The following is a 24,625-nucleotide window of genomic DNA, read 5'->3' on the forward strand; positions in this document are numbered from 1 at the left end:
TGTTTGTATAAAAATTCTGTTTTATAAATAATTATTCGAAGAGGGATGCACAATGAACGGATATTTACACTTAGCAAACGGCGATTCGTTCGCCGGACACATTGAACATACAGCAACGCACCAGGCAGAAGGAGAAATTGTTTTCTTTACTGGAATGACTGGTTATCAAGAAGTTGTGACTGATCCATCTTACAAAGATCAAATTATCGTCTTTACGTACCCGTTAATTGGGAACTATGGTATCAATGAAAAAGATTATGAAAGCAAAAAGCCTCACGTAGCAGGCGTTGTCGTATACGAATGTTCAGATGAAGGGTTCCATTACGAAGCGATGTACAGCTTTAAACAATATTTAAAGAAATGGAACATTCCGCTTATTACACATGTGGATACGAGAGCGGTCGTAAAACGAATTCGAAAAGAAGGTACGATGCAATCTGTCTTTTCGACATCTGCTGAGCCGCCAGCATTTACTACTGAATGCGATGGATATGTAGTAAAAGAAGTATCAACAAAAGAGCCAGTTACTTACGGAAACGGTGAAAAACACGTTGTATTAATGGACTTTGGCTATAAAAAATCAATTTTACAAGAGCTGTTAAATCGAGAGTGCAAAGTAACAGTTGTTCCTTATTCTACAAGCTCTTCAAAAGTAAAAGAGCTGCAGCCGGATGGCATTGTCTTATCAAACGGACCTGGAGATCCAACTCAAGTGAGCAGTCAGCTGGATGAATTAAAAGAAATTATTTCATCGTATCCAACTTTGGGAATTTGCTTTGGACATCAGTTGATTGGGCTCGCTTTTGGGGCACAAACCAAAAAGCTGGCGTTCGGTCACCGAGGAGCTAATCAGCCTGTAATTGATTTAACAAATAACAAAGTGTGTATGACGTCTCAAAACCACAGCTATGTCGTAGACGAACAGACGATTACGTCTACGCCATTAAACGTTCGATTTAAAAATGTGAATGACGGATCGGTTGAAGGTTTAATGCATAAAGACCTTCCTGTTATGTCGGTTCAATACCATCCAGAAGCACATCCTGGACCAAGTGACAGCACGTATATCTTTGATGAATTTATGACGAAAGTACAGCAAGTAGGGAGCGGAAAAGTATATGCCTAAAGACCAAACGTTAAAAAAGATTTTAGTAATCGGATCAGGACCAATCGTAATCGGGCAAGCAGCAGAATTTGATTATTCAGGAACTCAGGCATGCTTGTCATTAAAAGAAGAAGGTTATGAAGTTATCTTAATCAATAATAATCCAGCTACAATTATGACGGACACTCACGTAGCAGATCGAATCTATTTTGAACCATTAACAGTAGACTGCGTAGAGAAAATTATTGCAAAAGAAAAGCCGGATGGTTTGTTAGCCACATTAGGTGGACAGACGGGTTTAAACTTAGCCCTTGAGCTTCACGAACAGAACATTTTGCCGAAATACGATGTGAAACTTTTAGGAACACCGATTGAATCAATCAAAAAAGGTGAAAGCCGCGAAGAGTTCCGTGCATTGATGAATGAACTGAATGAACCGGTGCCGGAAAGTGAAGTTGTCACAAAAGTAGAAGAAGCGTTAGCTTTTGCCGAGAAAATTGGTTTTCCTGTTATTGTACGTCCTGCTTATACGTTAGGCGGAACGGGCGGAGGAATTGCTCATTCTATGGAAGAGCTTGAAAAGCTTTCGGCGTCAGGTTTGCGTGAAAGTGCTATTACTCAGTGCTTAATTGAAAAAAGCATCGCTGGATTTAAAGAAGTTGAGTACGAGGTTATGCGTGACGTGAACAATACGTGCATTACAATTTGTAATATGGAAAACATCGATCCCGTAGGCATCCATACTGGAGATTCGGTAGTCGTTGCTCCTTCTCAAACGTTAACAGACGTGGAATATCAAATGCTTCGCTCTGCTTCAGTTAAAATTATTTCATCGCTTGGCATTATTGGAGGTTGCAACATTCAGTTTGCGCTTGATCCAAAAAGCAAGCAGTACTATCTAATTGAAGTAAATCCGCGTGTGAGCCGTTCGTCTGCTCTTGCATCAAAAGCAACGGGCTATCCGATTGCTAAAATTGCTGCAAAGCTATCGGTAGGCTACACGCTTCATGAGTTATTAAATCCTGTGACAGGAGACACGTATGCAAGCTTTGAACCTGCTCTTGACTATGTAGTAGTGAAATTTCCAAGATGGCCGTTTGACAAGTTTTTCTACGCTGAAAGAACGCTTGGTACACAAATGAAAGCAACTGGAGAAGTAATGGCTATTGACCGTAACTTTACACGTAGCTTCCAAAAGGCATTATCTTCTTTAGAAATTGACTTACAAGGATTAGAAGTAGAAGAACTGCAAGAACTTTCAACGGATGAATTAAAAAGCAAGCTAGGCGAACAAAGCGATGAGCGTATTTTTGTTATCCTTGAGCTTTTACGCCGCGGCACAACGCCTGAGTATATCCATGAAGTAACACAAATTGATTATTTCTATTTAACACACTTTGCACAGCTGATTAAAATGGAAGCCTCTTTAAAAGAAGTACGTTTTGATTCCATTACAGCTGAACACTTTAAACAAGTGAAGGAGCATGGTTTTACAGATGCGTATCTAGCAAACGTATGGAATGTGCCAGAACTTGACGTAAGAGCGAAACGTAAAGCACTACATATTACGCCAAGCTATAAAATGGTGGATACATGTGCAGCGGAGTTTGAATCTTCAACGGCTTATTTCTACTCTAGTTACTACGGCGAAAGTGAGATTGAACCATCAACGAATAAAAAAGTTGCTATTATCGGTTCTGGACCAATTCGTATCGGGCAAGGAGTAGAGTTCGACTACAGCTCTGTACACGGTGTGCTAGCTCTTGAAAAAGAAGGATACGAAACGATTTTAATTAACAATAATCCAGAAACGGTAAGTACGGATTTTGAAGTAGCAGATCGCTTATATTTCGAACCTGTAACAGTAGAAGACGTATTAAATGTTCTTGATGCTGAAAATGTGAAGGATGTAATTGTTCAATATGGAGGTCAAACAGCTATTTCGCTTGTTAAAGGGCTAGAAGAAGCTGGCGTCAATTTACTAGGGATTACAAATGATGTCATTGATGCACTTGAAGATCGTGACCTGTTTTACAAGCTTTTAGATGAGTGTGATATCCCTCATATCCCAGGTGAAATGGCGAAAGACGCTAAAGAGCTTGTCCAAAAAGCAAAAGATATGGGATTCCCATTACTCATTCGTCCTTCTTACGTAATTGGCGGAAAAGGGATGCTAACCATTCAAAACGAAACAGAGCTTCAGGCTTGTTTACCGGCTATTAAAGCGTCTCATTTCCCAATGCTTATTGATGCTTACTTCCCTGGAAAAGAAGCAGAAGTTGATGTTGTAGCAGATGGAAAAGATGTGTTGATTCCGACAATCGTTGAACATATTGAAAAAGCCGGCGTTCATTCAGGAGACAGCTACGCGCTTTTACCAGCAAAAACAGTAGAAGCAGCACATAAAGAAAAAATGGTGAGCTACGCTCAAAAAATTGTAAACAAACTTCAATATAAAGGGATTATGAATATCCAGTATGTTATTTACAACGATGAAGTCTACATGCTGGAAGTTAATCCGCGTGCCAGCCGTACAGTACCAGTAGTAAGTAAAGTGTGCAACACGCCGCTTGTTTCGCTATCAACTCAAATATTGCTTGGGAAATCATTGTCGGAAATTAGTGAAAAGCTAGGTTTATTGCCAGATCCAGCTTACACAACCATTAAGTTTCCAGTATTTTCGACAAGTAAATTATCAGGAGTCGATCCTCTTGTGGGACCGGAAATGAAGTCAACTGGTGAAGGAATTGCGATTTCTTCAACGATTGAAGAAGCAGCAAAAAAAGTATTCCATCAGTATGTGTTAAGTAAAAAAGGCGCTGCGGAAGTGTATATCAACGGAGAAGCGCAAGGTCTTGAAGCACTTGTGCAAAGCGCGGGCTTAACTCTTGTTAAAGGTAAAGAAGTTAGTGAATGGGTGAAAACGAAAGAAGCTTTATTATACGTAAGCTTACAGCCTGAAGATAAAGAAAGCCGTATGTCAGCGTTAAAACACGGTTTGATGGTCATGACGGAGGCAGAAACGGCTTCGCTATTTTTCCAATCGTTCCAAGTCGATGAATATCAGGTTTCATCACTACAAGAATGGTTTCAAAAAACTAAAAAGGAAGTGACAGTATCATGAGTACAGTATCGGTAAATACCAATTTAAAAGGAAAAGATTTACTTACGCTTAAAGATTTATCATCAGACGATATTATGTCACTTTTGGAGAGCGCCATCGAGCTGAAAGAAAAGCATAAAAATGGTGAAATCGTAACATCGTTAAAAGGAAAAACGTTGGGGCTCATTTTTGAAAAATCTTCAACAAGAACAAGAGTCTCATTTGAAGCAGGAATGATGCAGCTTGGAGGAAACGCCCTCTTTTTAAGCAGCCAAGATTTACAAATTGGACGCGGAGAAACGATTGCTGATACAGCACGCGTACTATCTGAATTCATCGATGCTATAATGATTCGTACGTTTGAACACAGCAAGATCGAAGAGCTTGCAGATTACGCATCCATTCCCGTTATTAATGGTTTGACAGATGATTATCATCCTTGTCAGGCTCTAGCTGATTTATTAACGATTTACGAGCACAAGAAATCGTTCGAAGGGCTAAAAGTAGCTTATGTTGGAGACGGAAATAATGTAGCGCATTCGTTAATGATTGCATGTGCAAAAATGGGGATAGATATTTCAATTGGATGCCCTGATGGTTATGAGCCAAAAGACTTTGTAACAGCTTATGTTAATGAAATAGCTGCTACAACAGGTGCCAAGGTTATGATTACAAAAGATCCTGTAGAGGCTGTGAAAAATGCCGATGCTATTTATGCAGACGTATGGACAAGTATGGGACAGGAAGAAGAAGCACAGCAGCGCTTGAAAATATTTGCTCCTTATCAAGTAAATGAAGAACTAGCTGCCTATGCTAAGTCAGACTATTTATTTTTACACTGCTTGCCTGCGCATCGTGAAGAAGAAGTAACAGCAAGCATTATTGACGGCCCAAATTCTGTTGTCTTTCAGCAGGCTGGAAATCGTATGCATGTACAAAAAGCTTTGCTGCAAGCCATTTTAGCTTAAGAGAAAAACCCTTTCTGAGAATATCAGAAGGGGTTTTTTGTTTAAAGGGAATTAATTGAGGGAACACCACTTGTATACTAAACAGAACGAAAGGTGATTTATGATGAAAGTATTAGTTGTTGGAGCAAACGGAACAACGGGAAAACAAGTGGTAGAAAAAGTTGCAAACAGCAAGCAGTACGAAGCTTATGCGATGATTCGCGACGAAAAGCAAGCAGACGCGTTAAAGAAGCTAGGTGCCAACGTTGTGCTTGCTGACTTGGAGCAAGATGTTTCAGATGCTTTAAGAGGTATGGACGCTGTCATATTTGCAGCAGGTTCTGGAGGACATACCGGCGACGAAAAGACAATCGCTGTAGATCAAAACGGTGCTAAAAATATCATTGATGAAGCAAAAAATCAAGGTGTAAAGCGCTTTATTATGTTAAGTTCAATGGGAACAGACGCACCTGAACAAGGACCAGAAGGCTTACAGCTTTACCTCCGTGCGAAAGCGATAGCGGATGAATACCTAAAGCAGTCTAATCTACAGTATACAATTGTACGACCAGGAACTTTATCGAATGATCAAGCTACTGGCAAAATTGATATCAACAATGATATTGAAGATAAATCTCAGACGATTCCCCGAGCAGATGTAGCAGCAGTGCTTGTAGAATGTCTAAACGAAGAAGCTACGATAGGAAAAACGTTTGAAATGCTAGCTGGAGAAACTAAAATCGAACAAGCTATTAAATTTACTCATTAATATAAGAGGGCGGATCTAAAGGTCTGCTCTTTTTCTCTGCCTAATATGAAAACATCTCCATTATGAAACAGAAATCTTAAGGGAATAGTATAGGAGAACATTTCATTTCAGGAATGAGGAGGCAGGACAATGGGACAAAATCGTCATTTCACACCGGGTCAAAAAGCTCCTAATAACGGAGTGTATATTGAAATTGGTGAAACAGGAAGCAACGTAAATAATCCTCAAAAGGTTAAATTAAAAGCAGGAGAGCGTTTTCCAGAGACGGCCAACGATGATCGCCACTGGACGTACATGCGCAAGCCTTAAATAGTAAAAAATAAAGAAGCCATTCTAAATTGAATGGCTTTACTTGTTTTCCTATTGCTGGGTATAATGAAATAAAGGTCAATAAAGGTCAAATGTATCGAAGGAGGATGTTCAATGGATATAAATAAAATGACCCAAAAATTGCAAGAAGGCGTGATGGAAGCGCAGTCCGAAGCTATTAAACGAAATCAGCAGGAAGTGGATATTGCTCATTTGCTTTATACGCTCATTCATCAGCAAGATGGTATTGCTCCTCGCATATTAGATCATTTACATATAGATCATCAATCTTTTCAGCAGCAGGTAAATCAATTGCTTGCGAAAAAACCAGCCGTTACAGGAAGTGGTGCTGAAGCAGGGAAGGTTTATATTACGAATAAACTTCAGCAGCTGTTTGTTAAAGCTCAAGAAGAAGCATCTCGTCTGCAAGATGATTATGTTTCAGTTGAGCACATCTTTTTAGCATTAGCACAGGAACCGTCTTCTAGTGAATATGGCAAGTTATTTTCAAGTCACGGTATAACAAAAAAAGCTCTGCAAGATGTGCTTACCAGCCTTCGAGGAAATCAGCGAATTACAAGTCAAAATCCGGAAGTCACATATGAAGCGTTGGCTAAATATGGAAGAGACTTAGTAGCAGAAGTACGAGCAGGGAACATTGATCCAGTCATTGGACGAGATGGAGAAATTCGCCGCGTTATCCGCATTTTATCGCGAAAAACAAAAAACAATCCAGTTTTGATCGGAGAACCTGGCGTTGGTAAAACAGCGATTGTTGAAGGTCTAGCACAGCGTATTGTTCGCCGAGATGTGCCTGAAGGATTAAAAGATAAAACCATCTTTTCATTAGATATGGGAGCTTTAGTAGCAGGAGCGAAATTCAGGGGAGAATTTGAAGAACGTTTAAAAGCTGTTCTTCAAGAAGTTAAGAAAAGCAACGGGCAAATTCTTTTATTCATTGATGAGCTTCATACAATCGTTGGCGCAGGCCGTACGGATGGAGCGATGGATGCAGGGAATATTTTAAAACCAATGCTTGCTAGAGGAGAACTTCACTGTATAGGAGCTACAACTCTTGATGAGTACCGTCAGTATATTGAAAAAGATCCAGCGCTTGAAAGACGCTTTCAACAGGTGCTGGTTGAAGAACCTTCAGTAGAAGATACAATCTCTATTTTACGTGGTTTAAAAGAACGATTTGAAATTCATCACGGTGTAAACATTCATGACCGAGCGATTGTTTCAGCAGCGGTTATGTCTGATCGTTATATCTCAGATCGCTTTTTACCTGATAAAGCAATTGATTTAATTGATGAAGCATGCGCAACTATTCGAACAGAAATTGATTCGATGCCATCAGAATTAGATGAAGTTACACGACGTGTCATGCAGCTTGAAATTGAAGAAGCGGCATTAAGTAAAGAAACAGATCAAGCAAGCATCACAAGGTTAGAGGCAATTCGAAAAGAAGTCTCTGATTTAAGAGAACGTGCAGATACAATGAAGCTGCAGTGGAAAAAAGAAAAGCAGTCGATTCAAACGGTGCAAGATGTCCGGGAGCAGCTTGAAAAAGCGAAGCGAGACCTAGAAGAAGCTGAAGGGAAATATGATTTAAATAAAGCAGCTGAACTTCGCCACGGACGCATTCCAGCTCTTGAAAAAGAACTAAAACAGCTGGAAGAAACAGCTGCTGAAAAAGCACAAGAAAACCGTTTGTTAAGAGAAGAAGTAACAGAAGAAGAAATTGCTGAAATTGTAGGAAGATGGACGGGAATTCCGGTATCAAAACTAGTTGAAGGGGAAAGAGAAAAGCTGTTGAAGCTTGAGTCAATTTTACAGCAGCGTGTGATTGGACAAGACGAAGCCGTATCCTTAGTGACGGATGCTGTGATTCGCGCACGGGCAGGGATTAAAGATCCAAACCGTCCGATTGGATCATTTATTTTCCTAGGACCTACCGGAGTAGGAAAAACGGAGCTAGCCAAAACGTTGGCACATTCTTTATTTGACAGTGAAGAACAAATGGTTCGTATTGATATGTCTGAGTACATGGAAAAGCACGCGGTCTCTAGGCTTATAGGAGCGCCTCCTGGCTATGTAGGATACGAAGAAGGCGGCCAGCTAACGGAAGCGGTGAGACGCAAGCCTTATTCAGTCGTTTTGTTGGATGAAATTGAAAAAGCACATCCCGAAGTATTTAATGTGCTCCTTCAAATACTAGATGATGGAAGAGCAACAGATTCAAAAGGAAAAGTCATTGATTTTAAAAATACAGTCATTATTATGACGTCGAATATCGGTTCTCAATTTTTATTAGACGGTTTAACAAGTGAAGGCGAGATTACTGAAAAAGCCAGAGAGCAAGTGATGGCTCAATTAAGACAGCATTTTCGTCCAGAATTTTTAAATCGAGTAGACGACACGATTTTATTCAAACCGCTAACTGTTCATGAAGTAAAAGGAATTATTGATAAGCTATTGCTTCAGCTTGAAAAGCGTTTATCCGATCGTCATATTTCGTTAACATTAACAGAAGAAGCAAAAAATTATATTGCAGCCTCCGGATTTGATCCGGTATACGGAGCTCGCCCTTTAAAAAGGTTTATTCAAAAATATATTGAAACAAAAATTGCCAGAGAATTAATTGCAGGGCAAATTGAAGATTATAGTCAAGTGACAGTTGATGTAAAAGATGATGAGTTTGTTGTCAGCGTATAAGTTTTCTAAAAAGACCATTCATGATAAATTGAATGGTCTTTTTTTGCTATCAAAAGCAGCTCTTCTTTTAAAATAAATAAAAAGAAATGAAAGAAAATACGTGAGAGCTAAGCATAAAAACTTATTCAGTTTTAGGTTGTAGAATATATCTAATTCATTTATGATAATACAAAATGGGCAAAGGAGCATGAATGAGCACATGAAGGACCGTATAGAGCTTATATATGACGAAGCATACGATTTTATAGATCAGGCATTAACTAAAATAAGAGCACTGGATAAAAATGATCTTCAAGCTGAAAATGAAGAAGTGCAGGAAAAGGCAGAACGGACAGAGTTTGCACTTCAAGCTGCACGAGATATTTTAGAAAATATGATTATCCCGGGTAAAAAATTGACTTTTATTTACGAAAAGGGTTCTGTGGTAGTAGAAATTCCCGATAAAAAATAAAAACGACTTCCTTTTATGGAAGTCGTTTTTATTTTGGCAATGCAAAGTGCTCATCAATGGATGCATCACTTTTTCGATACTGCCCGGGTGTCATATTGGTTGTTTTGCGAAATACTTTTGTTAAATAATTGGCATTTGCATAGCCGACGTTTTCAGCAATTTCTTCGATTGAATATTTGGTTTGATGCAATAGCTCGGCCGCTTTTTGAATGCGAAGCTTCGTTAAATATTGAATCGGCGTAATCCCAGTTGTTTGTTTGAATAACCGGCTAAAATGATAGCGAGATAAATGAGCTGCATCTGCCATTTCATCCGGACCGATTTCTTCATGATAATGATTACGGGCAAATAAAATAGAGCTAATGATACTTTCAGGCCAATCTTCTGTAAAACTGTCCATGCTTTTAATATATTGGTACAGCTCCATTACAAAGCGGTAAGATAAGCTTGAGGCATGAAATGGATCTGCTATATGTTTTTCACTTGCCCGCTTATATATTTGAGCAAGCAGCTGAACAGGTGCTGATTCAGGATGAAACCTAATTACAGGGGAGTGGGTTGACTGAATATAATCCCAGCATTTCTGTACTTCATCTCCGTATAATGTAAGAAAAATAAACTCCCAGTTTTCACTTTCCTTTGGTAAGTAATAGCGATAATTTCCAGGTATATTGACGATGAATGCTTTCCCAGCATCCACTTTATATTCTTGTCCATCTATTTCAATCATTCCGTACCCAGAAACCGTGTATTGAAAAATATATTTCCCTACGTCTTTTCGCTGATTTCCGCTCCAGTTATAAAGGGGAGAGAAAACTTCATCCCACCCAACAGACCATAGCTGCGCAACTTCATTTGTGCGGGATTCTAAAAACCTGTATGCGTACGTTGAATATTCTTGAGCTTGGAAATGTGAGAGCAAATTTTCACCTTCTTTTTGAAATAAAGTAGTACTTAATTCTTACTTTAACGTAATCGCTTTCATTTTTCTATATTTTTTTGAAAATATCGTGATTATTTTTAGGGAATGTCTCTAAATCTATTATTTTCTTATAATTTGCAAGTCAAGGCTCACATAAAGATAACATCTTTTTGGCGCAAGAGTAGTTCATCGTCAGTTCAAAAGAATCATTTTTAAAGGGATAAGCAAAAAAGTACCGATTATCGATAGTAATTTTACCATTGAGGCAAGGAAAATTGGACTTTACAATGTACATATGAATCCGTTTCCAAAAAACTACTTAAAATAGGTGATAATAAATGCTGGGAAAATTAATCGAAGAGTTCAAACAAATATTTCATTCGTCAGAAGCTATTCGCTGCTTTTTTGCGCCAGGACGTGTCAATTTAATTGGAGAACATACTGATTATAATGGAGGGCATGTTTTTCCTTGTTCATTGAGTATAGGAACGTATGCGGTAGTACAAAAACGTCATGATCGAAAAATACGTATGTACTCTAAAAACTTCTCTGAAGCAGGCGTTATTGAATCCTCTTTAGAGCAATTAACGTACAAAACCGAAGATGATTGGGCTAATTATCCAAAAGGAGTAATGGACACCTTTAAAAAGCACGGATATGATCTTCCTTTTGGTTTTGATATTTTGTTTTTCGGCAACATTCCTAACGGAGCAGGGCTTTCATCGTCAGCATCAATTGAGTTAGTCACATGCGTATTTTTAAATAAAATTCTTGAATTGAATATTGATATGATGAACCTTGTAAAAATGGCGCAGCAAGCTGAAAATGAATTTATCGGCGTAAGCTGCGGGATTATGGACCAGTTTGCAATTGGAATGGGAAAAGAAAATCAAGCCGTATTGTTAAACTGTCAAACTCTTGAATACCAATATAGCCCGCTGCAGTTAACAGATGCTGTGCTCGTTATTTCTAACACAAATAAGCGAAGAGGGCTGGCAGATTCAAAATATAATGAGCGCCGCATGGAGTGTGAAAGAGCGCTGTCAGATTTACAAACGTCACTTTCCATTAATTCGCTTGGTGAGTTAACCAAAGAACAATTTGAAAAGCATAAATCTTTGATACAAAACGACGTAGATTGTAAGCGCGCTAAACATGCGGTATATGAAAATGAACGCACAAAAGAAGCGGTTGCTAAATTGCAAAACGGTGATTTAAAAGGGTTTGGTCAATTGATGAATGAATCGCACTGCTCACTGCGAGATGACTATGAAGTAAGTGGGAAAGAACTAGATGCTCTTGTAGAAGCAGCTTGGTTGCAAGAAGGTGTGATTGGATCACGCATGACAGGGGCAGGCTTTGGCGGCTGTACAATTAGCATCGTACAAAAAGCACAGGTTGATAGGTTTGTTGAAAAAGTAAGGAATACCTATTATGAGAAAACAAGTTTAGAAGCTGAATTTTATGTGGTTACGGTTGGAGAAGGAGCGCGTGAACTCACACTAGAAGCAGTATAAGAGAAAACAGATAGAGAAAGGAACGAGTGTATGTCAGTCAACATTCATGAAGAAATCACCCGACTTATTCAATATGGTTTACAAAAGAATCTATTAACAAAATGGGATATAGATGTGGTGAGAAATAAACTGCTGGAAGTGTTAAGGATCGATGAATGTATTATAGTAGAAGTCAAAGAAGAACGTCTGGAACATCCAGCTGCTATTTTAGACAACATGCTTGATTGGGCTGCAGAAAACAATCGAATCGCCGAGAATTCTATCACGTATAGAGATTTATTCGATACCAAAATAATGGGATGCTTTGCAAGCATGCCTTCAGAGGTTAATCGGACATTTTATGATCACTATCAGCAAAGCCCTCAAAAAGCCACAAGCTATTATTATAAACTGTCAAAAGACATTCACTATATTCGAAGAGATCGAATTGCTAAAAACGAAAGATGGGTAACAAACACTGACTTTGGAGAACTTGAAATTACTATCAACTTATCAAAGCCGGAAAAAGATCCAAAAGCAATTGCAGCAAGCAAATCATTGAAGGAAAGCAACTATCCGCTGTGTCTTCTCTGTAAAGAAAATGCTGGTTATGCAGGTCGTATTAACCACCCAGCTCGTCAAAATCACCGGATTATTCCTGTGGAAGTGCAGGAAGAGCTGTGGTACATGCAGTTTTCACCTTATGTTTATTATAATGAACATGCCATTGTTTTTGCGAGTGAACATACACCCATGCATATTTCAAAGCAAACGTTTAAGCGGCTGCTTGCCTTCGTTGAACAATTTCCACATTATTTTTTAGGGTCAAATGCAGATTTACCCATCGTAGGAGGATCTATTTTAACTCATGACCACTTTCAAGGCGGCTATCATGATTTTCCTATGGCTAAAGCAAAAATAAATACATTGTTCTCTCTTAAAGCATATCCAGACGTGAAAGCTGGAATTGTTCATTGGCCGATGTCGGTCGTTCGTCTTCAAAGTTCGCACCTTGCACCATTAGTGGAAGCAGCGGATTTCATTTTGAAGAAATGGAAATCATATAGTGATCAAAGTGCTGGTATTTTAGCTTTTACAGATCAAACTCCTCACAACACGGTGACGCCTATTGCTCGGAAAAGAGGAGATTTGTACGAATTAGATTTAGTACTGCGAAACAATCGAACAAACGGCAAACATCCAGATGGCATTTATCATCCGCATGCAGAAGTTCATCATATTAAAAAAGAGAACATAGGTTTAATTGAAGTAATGGGGCTTGCGGTTTTACCCGGTCGTTTGAAAGACGAAATGAGTCTAGTGGCCAAAGGGTTAGTTCAGAATAATCTGAGCGAGTTAGCCAGCAGACATGATCAAGTGAAAAAACACGTGAAGTGGGCCGAACAAATCAAGAAAAAATATCCACATATTGAAGCGGAAAATGTCCAAAGCATTCTCCAACAAGAGCTCGGTTTGGTCTTTGCGACTATTTTAGAACATGCAGGTGTGTTTAAACAAAATACTGAAGGGCAGCTCGCATTCAGTCGTTTTATGAATTCGTTAAATGAAGCGTAAATCATTAATAAAAACAGGCAGCTCGTAATGAGCTGCCTGTTTTTATACAGTTAGGGCATGCTGTTTTAAAAGGATATACAGAGCCTGTGTTCCTTTATTATCATCGCCTTGTTTTTCGAGCTGTTCATAAAGCGATTTTGCTAATTTTAGCCCTGGTGTATACAGCTCCATTTCTTCAGCTGATTCAATGGCAATCTTCATATCTTTAATGAAGTGTTTAATATAAAAACCTGGTTCGAAGTCTCCTTTAATCATGCGAGGAGCTAAATTACTTAACGACCAGCTTCCCGCTGCGCCTGTTTCAATACTTTTTAGAACGGTATTCGGATCTAATCCGGCTTTTTCAGCATAAAGTATAGCTTCGCATACACCCATCATATTAGAGGCAATAGCAATTTGATTGCACATTTTGGTATGTTGACCAGCACCAGCGCTTCCTTGAAGAACGATATTTGTCCCCATTTTTTCAAGTATAGGCGTAACGGCAGAGAATGCTTCAGAATCGCCTCCTACCATAATCGCTAATGTTGCTTTCTGAGCTCCAATATCGCCTCCTGAAACAGGAGCGTCAAGCGCATGAATGTGCTTCTCTTTTGCTGCTTGATGTATCTCACGAGCAAGTATAGGGCTCGATGTCGTCATATCAATTGTATAGCAGCCTTTCTTTGCATTATGTATAATGCCGTCTTTTCCTAAATAAATCTCTTTTACATCGTGAGGGTAGCCTACCATGGTGATAATAACATCAGATTGTTCGGCCACTTCTTGAACGGTTTCTTTCCATTTGGCCCCTCTTTCAAGTAGTGCTTGAGCACGGGTTTTTGTTCGTGTATAAACAAGGACTTCATATCCTGCGTCAATTAAATGCCCGGCCATGCTTTGACCCATAACGCCTGTTCCGATAAAACCAATTTTTTCTTTAGTCACAGCAGTATTCACTCCTACAATTAATAGTTTGATTATTCTAAAATTATACAGTTAAAGTCTGGCATAATCAATGATTATGAATGTATATAAATGTAAAAAAGTAGCTTCAATCATTCGTTTTGAATACGAGTTAACGAAAGAAATTGCTGAGAAGTGCTTATGCCAAAAGATAAAAAAAGCGCTGGCTTTACAGCCAACACTTTTTAGTGGTGATTATTTGCTGGTTTATTCGGTACACCCAGTTCTCCAATCAAAATTACAACTAGCGTGAAAACTACTCCAAGGATGGAAGCGGTTGCGAAACTGTAAGTACCACCCGTCATTGCAGAGATTACGTACACTGCCATATTCATTAGTAAAAAGCCCCAAACAAAAGCCATTACGACACGCATTCTATTCACCTCGTTTATAGTACAGTTTGATTTCATTTTAGCATATAGCAGTCAAATAAGAAATTGAATTTTTTATGAATAAATAAGGGGCGTGTTCCCATATAGAAACAAAAGAGCAATAAGTCAGAAATAGGCATTATTCTAGTGCGCTTTTTGATGGTTCTATCATACACTGTATGGAACAACTAGTAAGTTACGGAGGAAGAGCTATGATACATCGACGCTTTTTTAGCTTAGATACGCAATGGAATGTCGTACATGTCCCTGAACGACCGAATGGTTTCGGTGTGTTAGTATTGGGTGATAAAGATCATTTTGTTGAAAGTTCAACTAGCTTATGGATTCAGCACGGCGGAAGGTCACAGCTGTTGCAATGTTTACAAGATGAAGGATACACAGTATTTTATTCCAATTTATATGGCCGGCATTGGGGGTCTCCTGAAGCATATCACCTTGCAAAACAACTTTATCATTTAGTAATGAAACAAGAAATTTTAAATAAACGAATTCATATTTTAGCTGAAGGAATGGGGGCTCTGTTAGCGCTGCAGCTAATGGAAAATGACGGGAATACGTTCATTCGATCAGCTGGTTTACTAAATCCATGTATTGATCTTCATACGCATGCAGAACATGAAAAAAACAATAAATTCTTTTATAAACAATTCACGAAGGACTTGACTCAAGCTTATAAAGTGGAGCGCAAGCAAGTATCAAAGCTAATTAAGGAGTACCCTTCTGTTACAGAATTAAAATCAACGCTGCCCGTGAAGATATGGACCGCGCCTAATGCCTCTACTCATTATCCAATTGCACACAGTAAAAAATATGAACTACATCGTGAAGAACTTCACTCTCCGATTATGCTTTCACTTTATTTGCCGGAAAAAAACTATTTGTTTGAACGGTCCCTTCTCCAATTTTATAAACAGCATGAAAAAGTGTTATAAGCAAAGCTTCTATGATTATACATATCATAGGGGCTTTTTGTATAAGAGATAAAAGGAAAAAAAGAGTTCATGATGCTTTTACAGATAAACTTCTTTGAAATAAGGAATGAGTACTCTCTATAGCTATAGGGCTTTAAGCTTTTTGTTGAATAAATGATGAATGAAGAATTGGAGGAAGCGATATGGGAAATGTAGTAGTAATAGGGGCAAACCGCTTTATTGGTTTTCATTTATGTATGGCTTTTTTAGACGAAGGTACAGAAGTAAAAGGATATACACATTCTGCTCATAAAGAAGAAGATGATTTGCAGGAAGAGATGAAATTTTTCTTAGGGCGAAACGCTAATTATGCATCGACTGAAGTAGGAGAGTCATTAGATATGATTACCTCAGAAACGGATATTGTCTACTTCACGTATTTCGATGGAGGAGATTTTTATCATCCTGATTTTTTAAGACAAGAAATGCAAAAAGCGCAGCAAGTGCTCATTCAAGCGCTTAACAAATGCCGTCAATTCAACATTCGATTTGTGTTTGTTTCTACCATGCGCGTATTTGGAGACCAGCAGCGAAAGATTGAAGAAACAACGATTCCAGAACCGGACAGTAGTGAAGGAAGGCTATACGTTCATTTTGAGCGAATGATAGAGAAGTATAAAGATGATGAATGGCCCATTATAATTGTCAGAACGCCGACTCTTTACGGACCTTGGCAGCCTTTGTCAATGTGCTATTCTAAAAATATTGCCGGGTACGAAGAAGCTTTTAACATTATGGAAGGCACGGATTTTATTATTTATATTGAAGATGCCATCAGTGCACTTAGACGCTGTAAAACTGCTGCATATTCATATGAAGTGGTTCATTTAGTTGAAGAAAAGTTACAGTCTTGGAGCGCAGGAGCAAACATTACTCATATGGAGGTGAAGGAAGAAGCGGCTCAAGAAAAATATGAAATCAGCAGGAAAGCGAAAGAACTGCTGCATTTTTCTTCAAGAGTAACGGCTAAAGAAGGCATTTATCTGCAAAAAAAACATATGAGAACATTCCTTTTACCTCTTCATTAAAAGGAGAAAGTTGTACTTATAGAATAGATTCGCTAATATAAGGAGGAATAAATGTTTTTAATAAAGGAGATTTCACTATGGATGAGCAAAATATGCAATTCATGCAAATTGCAATGAAGTACTTGCCAGAAGCAAAGCAGATCTTAGATGAAACAGGCGTTGAGTTATCGATGGAACACGTGCAGCCGGTATTGACATTACTAACAAAAGTAATGAACGATGCCTATGAGCTTGGCAAGCAAGATGCATTAGCTGAAAATGAAAACAACTAAAGAAAACAGCTCGGTAGAATCCGAGCTGTTATTTTTGTTTGGAAAATAAATCGACTAAAGGGGCAAACTGTTTAAGCAGAGGAGCTAGTTCTTCGACGGCGAGTACAATTTCATCGATTTGTTTAAATAATCTTTCCCACTCCTCTCGCTCTCTTTCTTCTCTTGATTTTCTGCGCCCAGCTCCAAACAGAAAATCAGAAAAAGCTTCATTTCTTTGTCTTCTTGCCATGATACTCATTCCTTTCACTATTTTAATGGTGGGTAAGTTCTTACCTAATGTCCCATACTAGAGTAAGAGGGTCCCGTATGATTACTATATGTAGCATGATAGATACCTGAGTAGGACGAACACCTATATAGACAAAAAATAAAAAATGAAGTAAAATTAGTACCAACTCATAATAATTGATTATATAATCGATAAATGAAATGACGGATATAGGTTTTATAGGAATATAAGCCTTTTATTTAAAGGAGAGGTTGATATGAACGCTGGTGTTCTAGGAATTGGACGTTATGTACCAGAGAAAGTTGTAACAAATTTAGATCTTGAAAAAGTAATGGATACATCAGATGAGTGGATTCGTACGCGCACAGGTATTCAAGAGCGCCGAATTGCAGCCGATAACGAGGACACATCTGATTTAGCTTATAAAGCAGCAGTTGAAGCTTTACATAAAGCTAACGTCGAGGCAGAAGATATTGACATGATCATTGTTGCTACGGTAACGCCAGATCAACCGTTTCCTACAGTATCATGTATGCTACAAGAAAAATTGGGAGCAAAAAAAGCAGCTTCTTACGATGTGAGTGCCGCATGTGCAGGGTTTATGTACGGCATGATTACAGCTAAGCAATTTATTGAAACCAATGCTTACAAGCATATATTAGTGGTCGGTGTAGAAAAGCTTTCTAAGATTACAGATTGGGACGACCGTAACACGGCTGTTTTATTCGGAGACGGAGCAGGTGCAGTTGTAATGGGACCTGTATCAGAAGGACGAGGTATTTTATCCTTTGAACTAGGGTCCGACGGTACGGGAGGCAAGCACTTGTATCAAAACGAGCTTGATCATATTGTTATGAACGGACGTGAAGTATTTAAGTTTGCTGTTCGACAAATGGGGGAATCTGCTGTTAATGTAATTGAAAAAGCAGGTTTAACAAAAGAGGATGTTGATTTTCTTGTACCTCATCAAGCGAATATTCGTATCATGGAAGCTGCAAGACAGCGATTAGACTTACCTGAAGAAAAAATGTCTAAAACAATCCAATACTACGGCAATACATCAGCAGCATCGATTCCAATTTCAATTGTTCATGAGCTTGAAGCAGGGAAAATTCAAGATGATGATTTAATTGTAATGGTTGGCTTCGGAGGCGGCTTAACATGGGGAGCTATTGCTATTAGATGGGGAAAATAACACTACATTTTTAAAGCAACTGAAGGAGATGAATGTACGATGAATAAAAAACGTGTAGTTGTAACAGGACTTGGTGGGCTTACACCAATTGGAAATGACGTGGAAACAGCTTGGAAAAACGCAGTAGCAGGCGTGTCTGGCGTTGGTCCTTTAACAAGACTAGATGCAGATGAATTCCCGGCTAAAGTAGCGGCTGAAGTAAAAGATTTTAACGTGGAAGATTTTATTGACCGTAAAGAAGCTCGTAAGATGGATCGCTTTACTCAATATGCAATGGTAGCTGCATTGGCGGCTGTTAAAGATGCGGATTTGACTATTACAGAAGAAATTGCTCCAAACGTCGGCGTTTGGATTGGTTCTGGAATTGGCGGTATGGAAACGTTTGAAAATCAATATTCAACGTTATTAGAAAAAGGTGCCCGCCGTGTAAGTCCATTCTTCATTCCGATGATGATTCCTGATATGGCAACAGGACAAGTTTCTATTGCTTTAGGGGCGAAAGGCGTGAACTCTTGTACGGTAACGGCATGTGCAACAGGTACAAACTCTATTGGTGATGCGTTTAAAGTAATTCAACGCGGAGATGCAGACGTGATGGTGACGGGCGGTACGGAAGCGCCAATCACGCGTTTATCTATTGCTGGTTTCTGTGCGAATAAAGCACTTTCTACAAATCCAGATCCTGCAACAGCATCTCGTCCGTTTGATAAAGACCGCGACGGCTTCGTTATGGGAGAAGGTGCGGGTGTTATTGTGCTTGAAGAGCTTGAACATGCACTAGCGCGCGGCGCACGTATTTATGCTGAAATTGTGGGCTATGGTTCAACTGGAGATGCTCATCATATCACAGCGCCAGCTCCAGGAGGAGAAGGCGGCGTTCGTGCGATGCGTCATGCGATTGAAGATGCGGGCCTACAGCCAAGTGATATTGATTACATCAATGCTCACGGTACAAGTACAGGATACAATGATAAATTTGAAACAATGGCTATTAAAGAAGTATTTGGTGACCACGCTCAAAAAGTAGCAATTAGTTCAACAAAGTCAATGACTGGCCACTTGTTAGGAGCTGCTGGCGGAGTAGAAGCTATCTTTAGTGTGAAAGCAATTCAAGATGGTATTCTTCCTCCAACAATTAACTATCAAACACCTGATGAAGAGTGCGATTTAGACTACATTCCAAACAAAGCGCGTAAGCAAGAAGTAAAAGCGGTGCTAAGCAACTCACTTGGATTTGGCGGTCATAATGCAACTATCATCTTTAAAAAATACGAAGCATAATGAAAAATTCTAGGCTGATGCCTAGAATTTTTTTTATTTTTAATAACCAAAAGAGTAGCTGTGAACATATCATGAAACAAAAGGATGAAGAAAGTGAGGGGAAAACATGCCGATTGTTTCAACTTCTACTTGGACGGAGCCGAAAGAAATAAGCCGTTATCTTGCGCGCTATTTTAAGAAATTAAAAGAAAAAGAATATATGGAATTACTTTTTAACTATGGAATGTGTCCGCCTTCTTTAATGTTTATAAAAGAATTAGAAGAAATGAAGAAAAGGCAGGTTTGGAAGAAAGTTAAAGCACATTATGAGAAGCTTAAAAAAGCATGGAATGGGCCCGATGTAGCGGTGCTAGTGCTTCCAAGCAATCCTAGAAATCGAAAAATGCAGCGTGAATTTAACGGAAGAGCAGGTGTCGCTTTTACCGATAAATTATTTGTGTTTATGACAAGTCATACATCCGATGAAGAAATGTTAGCGGTACTTACCCATGAATACCATCACGTCTGCAGGCTAAAAGCCATTAATAAATCTGATGAAACGATTACTTTGTTAGACGCTATGATGATGGAAGGGTTAGCTGAAAGAGCTGTAGAGGAGTATTGTGGTAAAAAATATTTAGCTCCTTGGACAAATTATTATACCATTGAAGAAGCTAAAAAAATGTGGGAAAAGCATGTTAAACCTTATTACAATCTGCGCGCTGACGAAAAAAAATATGATCAACTGTTATTTGGACAAAATTGGTATCCAGAAATGATGGGCTACAATATTGGTTATCATCTTGTTACTTCATGTATGAAGCCTCACACTTTAACTACTACCCAGCTGCTTCCTCTTAGCACCAATACTATCTTAAAAAAATCTGCGTTCCAACTGTAAAAAAAAAGTTCTATATACCTAAAGTTAAAAATAGTAAATTTTATCCTATTTTCAACGAAAAATTAGGAGATTTATGCGTTAAAGTACTGAAGAGGTATTCAGAAATGATTATTTTGAAAATAAAAAATATAATTAATTTTCAAAATATATTGATTTTGTAATGAAATTGTAATAATATCTTATTCAAATATAACAATTTTTAGAAAAATGAGGTGTGCACTATAAATGGATAAAAAAACCGTCGAATCAACACCTTTACTAGAAGTGAAAAATTTACAAACTGCTTTTTCCATTAATGATTCCTGGCATAATGCTGTGGACGACGTGTCGTTTCAAGTCGGACGAAAGCGAATTGTAGGAGTTGTCGGAGAATCCGGCTGTGGAAAAAGCGTATTGTCTTTATCCGTTATTGGGTTATTACCTAAAGTGAATAGTCAAATTAGAAGCGGAAGCGTTTTATTTAAAGGAAAGAATCTTACGCGCTTATCAGAAGATGAGATGAATGATGTTCGGGGGAAAGACATCTCAATGATTTTCCAAGAACCGATGACATCCCTTAATCCTGTGTTAACCATTGGGTATCAGCTGCAGGAAGTATTGTTTAACCATATGAATATATCGAAAGCGGAAGCGCGTGAAAAAAGCATTGCGCTTTTAAAAAGCGTTGGTATTTCGAGATCCGAAAAGCTCATCGATGAATATCCGCATCAGCTGTCAGGAGGAATGAGGCAGCGTGTCATGATTGCCATGGCGGTAGCTTGTCAGCCTAAACTTTTAATTGCTGATGAGCCGACAACGGCCCTAGATGTTACGGTTCAAGCTCAAATTTTAGAGTTGCTAAAAGAAATTCAAGAAAGCAATGATATGTCTATTATTATGATCACACATGATTTAGGAGTAGTTGCTGAGATGTGTGACGAAGTGATTGTCATGTATGGCGGGAAAATTGTTGAGCATACAGATGTTGATACGTTATTTTATGCCCCGAAACATCCGTACACGAAAGCGCTTCTTCACTCAATTCCACGCATGGAAGATGATGTAGAAGTATTAAATACGATCAAAGGAATTGTGCCTTCTCTTGTAAACATGCCGCGGACAGGCTGTCGTTTCGTTAACCGATGTCCTCATGCAATGGAAGACTGCAGTTCCGTTACGCCTGTTCTTCGCCAAGATTCACAGGGGCATGGTGTCGCATGTCTGCTGTATAAAAATAGCTATCCGTCAAAAGGAGTGAAGACAAGCTAATGACTAAAGCGGTGAAAGATGTATTGCTAGAAGTTCAGCATTTAAAAACCTACTATCCTATTCACGGCGGATTTTTTCGAAAGAAAATTGGTGATGTAAAAGCAGTTGACGGTATTTCTTTTGCTATTCGAAAAGGAGAAACGCTCGGTCTAGTAGGAGAATCTGGCTGTGGAAAATCCACGGCAGGAAGGACGATTCTAAGACTGTTGGAACCAACTAGCGGAAAAATTATTTTCGATGGTAAAGATATCACAGAAGTAAAAGGAACTTCTCTCCGTAAAATTAGACAAGATTTTCAAATGGTTTTTCAAGATCCCTATGCTTCCCTCAATCCAATGCAAATGGTTGGAGATGTTATTTCTGAACCAATTCGGAATTTTACAGGGAAATCAACCAATCAATTAAAATCAGAAGTTATGAATCTACTTACAAAAGTAGGGTTACCGGAAGATGCATACTATAAATATCCTCACGAATTTTCCGGTGGACAGCGTCAGCGGATTGGAATTGCACGTGCACTTGCACTTCGTCCAAAACTTATTATTGCTGATGAGCCGGTATCGGCACTGGACGTTTCTGTCCAATCACAAGTTTTAAACCTTCTTAAAGAACTTCAACAAGAATTCGACCTAACCTTTTTATTTATTGCCCATGATTTGAGTGTTGTTAAACATATGAGTGACCGTATCGGTGTTATGTACCTAGGCGGTTTAGTGGAAATTGCTGATAAGAAAAGCCTATACGCAGAGCCATTGCACCCTTATACGCAAGCGCTTGTATCGGCTATACCTGAACCAGATCCACGAAAGAAAAAACAGCGTATTATTTTACAGGGAGATGTGCCAAGTCCAATTGATCCGCCAAAAGGCTGTGCGTTTCATCCTCGCTGTATAGATGCCATGGCAGAGTGCAGCCAAACGAAACCTGCCTTAAAGGAGGTGAGACCTGGCCATCAAGTAGCTTGCCATTTATATAACTCGTAAAAGCTACATACGAACAGATTATTAGTTAAATAGGGGGAACGTCATGATGAAAAAGAAATCGTTTTTATCACTTGTTTCCATTTTGCTTGTGCTATCGCTTTTTCTAGCGGCATGCAGCGGTGGAAGCAGTTCTTCATCTTCTAGTAATAAAGAAGGCGGAGAAACAAAAACTGAAGGTGCAAAAACAGACAAGCCAAAAGATGGCGGAACGATTACGTATGGGATTGACGGAGCGCCGGAAGGGCTTTTTGAGTACGCATTGTATGGCAGTGCATACGATAGCCAAATCTTAGAATTTATCAATGAAGGTCTCTTTACTTATGATAAGAAATTAAAGATTAAATCTGACTTAGCTACTTGGGAGGTGAGTGGTGATAAACTAACTTACACGTTTAAATTAAAAAAGGGGATTAAGTGGCATAATGGAGATCCATTAACTGCAGATGATTTTAAATATACGTATGAAACGATTGCCGATAAAGACTATACAGGTCCACGCTATGTAAACGTTGAGCACATTAAAGGCGCTCAAGAATATCACGACGGCAAAGCGGATTCTATTTCCGGAGTTGAAGTAGTAGATCCGCAAACATTTAAAGTAACATTTAAAGAAGTTCGTGTAAATAACTTAGACAATCTATGGCCGTATCCAATGCCGAAAAAGTACTATGAAGGAATTGCTGTAAAAGATCTTGCAGAGTCCAAACAAGTTCGTAAAGAGCCTATTGGTGTTGGACCGTTTAAAGTGAAAAAAGTGGTAGCAAGTGAATATGTCCAAATGGAGCGTAATGATGATTATTGGAAAGGTAAACCTCATCTTGATGGTGTTGTTGTAAAAGTACTGGATCCATCTGTTTCCGCCGGAGCATTGAAAAAAGGCGATGTCGACATTATGGATGTTCGTCCAGCTGATTTAGGGCAAGTTGAAAAAGCAGAAAACTTAGACTTTTTGGAAGGGAAATCAACTAGTTATTCGTATATTGGTCTACGATTTGGACATCGTGATCAAAAGGCTGGTAAAAACGTAGATGATTATGAAAAGTTCAAAGATCTAAAACTTCGTCAAGCATTGCTTTATGCAATAGATAGAAAAGCAATGGTAAAAGCATTTATGAACGACAAAGCGGTAGTTTCTAACACAGTTATTCCGTCTGTATTCTGGATTGCTGCTGACCAAAAAGATTTAGCAAAGTACAAGTATAGTCCAGAAAAAGCTAAAAAGTTATTAGCTGAAGCTGGTTATAAAGATAAGAATAATGACGGTTTTGTAGAAGATCCAAACGGAAAACCATTTACCATCTCATTTGGTCACTATGCTGGTCCAGCCAACTTCGAGGGCCGTGCGAAAGCTATTATGCAAGCATGGAATGATATTGGTATTAAAACAAAATTAGCAACGGGTTCACTTGTTGAATTTAACTTGTACAATGAAATGAAAGATAACGACGATAAGGCGTTAGAAGCGTTCTTTGGTTCTTGGGACACTGGTTCAGATCCAGATCCTACAGGATTATGGAGCTCTAATGCTGAATGGAATTATGGCCGTTGGGTAAATAAGGAATCTGATGAAATGCTTAAAGACGGTTTGAGTGAAAAATCATTTGATGATAAATACCGTAAAGATGTATATGTAAAATGGCAAAAATTCTTTAATGAGCAGCTGCCAGCACTTCCTTTATGGGAAAATATCAATATTTATGCTGTGAATAAGCGTGTGAAAAACGTAACTCTAGATCCATCAACGGTAGTTGTAGATCCGGAGAAATGGTCTGTAACGGAATAAGTATTTTACATGTAAAGGAGAGT

The 24,625-nt window shown here is 38.7% G+C and carries 22 protein-coding genes; 18 read left to right on the plus strand and 4 right to left on the minus strand.

Features of this window, described 5'->3' with window-relative positions; all coding sequences use genetic code 11:
• The first annotated feature begins 52 nt into the window (after window positions 1–52).
• The 7 genes from Q5794_RS03630 (at window position 53) to Q5794_RS03660 (ending at window position 9,402) form a co-directional block, all read left to right on the plus strand.
• Complete coding sequence (locus Q5794_RS03630) at window positions 53–1,126, plus strand: carbamoyl phosphate synthase small subunit (RefSeq protein ID WP_374988689.1); 1,074 nt, start codon at window positions 53–55, stop codon at window positions 1,124–1,126.
• Complete coding sequence (locus Q5794_RS03635) at window positions 1,119–4,229, plus strand: carbamoyl phosphate synthase large subunit (RefSeq protein ID WP_374988690.1); 3,111 nt, start codon at window positions 1,119–1,121, stop codon at window positions 4,227–4,229. Before Q5794_RS03630 ends, Q5794_RS03635 begins: the two co-directional genes overlap by 8 nt.
• A complete protein-coding gene (gene argF, locus Q5794_RS03640) occupies window positions 4,226–5,176 on the plus strand; it encodes an ornithine carbamoyltransferase (RefSeq protein WP_214984701.1) in 951 nt (316 codons plus the stop codon). Before Q5794_RS03635 ends, argF begins: the two co-directional genes overlap by 4 nt.
• A 103-nt stretch (window positions 5,177–5,279) precedes the next feature.
• On the plus strand, window positions 5,280–5,924 hold the full coding sequence (locus tag Q5794_RS03645) for an SDR family oxidoreductase (RefSeq protein WP_214985613.1): 645 nt from the start codon (window positions 5,280–5,282) through the stop codon (window positions 5,922–5,924).
• A gap of 129 nt (window positions 5,925–6,053) precedes the next feature.
• The gene (locus tag Q5794_RS03650) at window positions 6,054–6,233 is read left to right on the plus strand and encodes a YjzC family protein (protein WP_013055394.1); all 180 of its coding nucleotides are present in this window, start codon (window positions 6,054–6,056) and stop codon (window positions 6,231–6,233) included.
• A 114-nt stretch (window positions 6,234–6,347) separates the two neighbouring features.
• The gene (gene clpB, locus Q5794_RS03655) at window positions 6,348–8,951 is read left to right on the plus strand and encodes an ATP-dependent chaperone ClpB (RefSeq protein ID WP_215054973.1); all 2,604 of its coding nucleotides are present in this window, start codon (window positions 6,348–6,350) and stop codon (window positions 8,949–8,951) included.
• A 199-nt stretch (window positions 8,952–9,150) separates the two neighbouring features.
• Window positions 9,151–9,402 carry a hypothetical protein gene (locus tag Q5794_RS03660; protein WP_014461601.1) on the plus strand — a complete coding sequence of 84 codons (252 nt, stop codon included), beginning with the start codon at window positions 9,151–9,153 and terminating at the stop codon, window positions 9,400–9,402.
• Between the two features lie 28 nt (window positions 9,403–9,430).
• Here Q5794_RS03660 and Q5794_RS03665 read toward each other — a convergent pair whose 3' ends face one another.
• Window positions 9,431–10,324 (minus strand): AraC family transcriptional regulator, encoded by an 894-nt coding sequence (locus Q5794_RS03665; RefSeq protein WP_013081740.1) that lies wholly within the window; start codon window positions 10,322–10,324, stop codon window positions 9,431–9,433.
• 338 nt (window positions 10,325–10,662) lie between these two features.
• On the opposite strand from Q5794_RS03665, the gene Q5794_RS03670 reads away from it, so the two are divergent.
• Both Q5794_RS03670 and galT read left to right on the plus strand, forming a co-directional pair.
• Complete coding sequence (locus Q5794_RS03670; RefSeq protein ID WP_374988691.1) at window positions 10,663–11,841, plus strand: galactokinase; 1,179 nt, start codon at window positions 10,663–10,665, stop codon at window positions 11,839–11,841.
• 30 nt (window positions 11,842–11,871) lie between these two features.
• Complete coding sequence (gene galT / locus Q5794_RS03675) at window positions 11,872–13,395, plus strand: UDP-glucose--hexose-1-phosphate uridylyltransferase (RefSeq protein WP_214984705.1); 1,524 nt, start codon at window positions 11,872–11,874, stop codon at window positions 13,393–13,395.
• A 42-nt stretch (window positions 13,396–13,437) separates the two neighbouring features.
• Here the strand turns inward: galT and Q5794_RS03680 are convergent, their stop codons facing one another.
• Window positions 13,438–14,322 (minus strand): NAD(P)-dependent oxidoreductase, encoded by an 885-nt coding sequence (locus Q5794_RS03680; protein WP_214984707.1) that lies wholly within the window; start codon window positions 14,320–14,322, stop codon window positions 13,438–13,440.
• A 203-nt stretch (window positions 14,323–14,525) separates the two neighbouring features.
• Entirely contained in the window at window positions 14,526–14,714 is a 189-nt protein-coding gene (locus Q5794_RS03685) for a YjzD family protein (RefSeq protein ID WP_013055400.1), read from the minus strand.
• A gap of 209 nt (window positions 14,715–14,923) precedes the next feature.
• Between Q5794_RS03685 and Q5794_RS03690 the strand changes: the two genes are divergently transcribed.
• The 3 genes from Q5794_RS03690 to Q5794_RS03700 all read left to right on the plus strand — a co-directional run bounded on the left by Q5794_RS03690 (window position 14,924) and on the right by Q5794_RS03700 (window position 17,003).
• A complete protein-coding gene (locus Q5794_RS03690) occupies window positions 14,924–15,664 on the plus strand; it encodes a hypothetical protein (protein WP_013055401.1) in 741 nt (246 codons plus the stop codon).
• A gap of 182 nt (window positions 15,665–15,846) precedes the next feature.
• Window positions 15,847–16,731 (plus strand): NAD(P)-dependent oxidoreductase, encoded by an 885-nt coding sequence (locus Q5794_RS03695; protein ID WP_214984710.1) that lies wholly within the window; start codon window positions 15,847–15,849, stop codon window positions 16,729–16,731.
• Window positions 16,732–16,808: 77 nt separating this feature from the next.
• Window positions 16,809–17,003 (plus strand): ComZ family protein, encoded by a 195-nt coding sequence (locus tag Q5794_RS03700; RefSeq protein WP_164797075.1) that lies wholly within the window; start codon window positions 16,809–16,811, stop codon window positions 17,001–17,003.
• A 28-nt stretch (window positions 17,004–17,031) separates the two neighbouring features.
• Here Q5794_RS03700 and Q5794_RS03705 read toward each other — a convergent pair whose 3' ends face one another.
• Window positions 17,032–17,232: a hypothetical protein gene (locus Q5794_RS03705; RefSeq protein WP_214984713.1), complete on the minus strand. Its 201-nt coding sequence runs from the start codon at window positions 17,230–17,232 to the stop codon at window positions 17,032–17,034.
• 256 nt (window positions 17,233–17,488) lie between these two features.
• Between Q5794_RS03705 and Q5794_RS03710 the strand changes: the two genes are divergently transcribed.
• The 6 genes from Q5794_RS03710 (at window position 17,489) to opp4A (ending at window position 24,602) form a co-directional block, all read left to right on the plus strand.
• On the plus strand, window positions 17,489–18,427 hold the full coding sequence (locus Q5794_RS03710) for a beta-ketoacyl-ACP synthase III (protein ID WP_013081747.1): 939 nt from the start codon (window positions 17,489–17,491) through the stop codon (window positions 18,425–18,427).
• A 39-nt stretch (window positions 18,428–18,466) separates the two neighbouring features.
• Window positions 18,467–19,708 (plus strand): beta-ketoacyl-ACP synthase II, encoded by a 1,242-nt coding sequence (gene fabF / locus Q5794_RS03715; RefSeq protein WP_013055405.1) that lies wholly within the window; start codon window positions 18,467–18,469, stop codon window positions 19,706–19,708.
• Window positions 19,709–19,814: 106 nt separating this feature from the next.
• Window positions 19,815–20,588, plus strand: a complete 774-nt coding sequence (locus Q5794_RS03720; protein WP_016763040.1) for a DUF2268 domain-containing protein — start codon at window positions 19,815–19,817, stop codon at window positions 20,586–20,588.
• A 225-nt stretch (window positions 20,589–20,813) separates the two neighbouring features.
• Window positions 20,814–21,836: an ABC transporter ATP-binding protein gene (locus tag Q5794_RS03725; RefSeq protein ID WP_214984719.1), complete on the plus strand. Its 1,023-nt coding sequence runs from the start codon at window positions 20,814–20,816 to the stop codon at window positions 21,834–21,836.
• Window positions 21,836–22,819 (plus strand): ABC transporter ATP-binding protein, encoded by a 984-nt coding sequence (locus Q5794_RS03730; protein WP_214984722.1) that lies wholly within the window; start codon window positions 21,836–21,838, stop codon window positions 22,817–22,819. Before Q5794_RS03725 ends, Q5794_RS03730 begins: the two co-directional genes overlap by 1 nt.
• A gap of 43 nt (window positions 22,820–22,862) precedes the next feature.
• On the plus strand, window positions 22,863–24,602 hold the full coding sequence (gene opp4A, locus Q5794_RS03735; RefSeq protein ID WP_214984724.1) for an oligopeptide ABC transporter substrate-binding protein: 1,740 nt from the start codon (window positions 22,863–22,865) through the stop codon (window positions 24,600–24,602).
• Window positions 24,603–24,625 lie beyond the last annotated feature (23 nt).

It is taken from the genome of Priestia megaterium (assembly GCF_041941685.1).
GTDB classification, from domain to species: domain Bacteria; phylum Bacillota; class Bacilli; order Bacillales; family Bacillaceae_H; genus Priestia; species Priestia megaterium_C.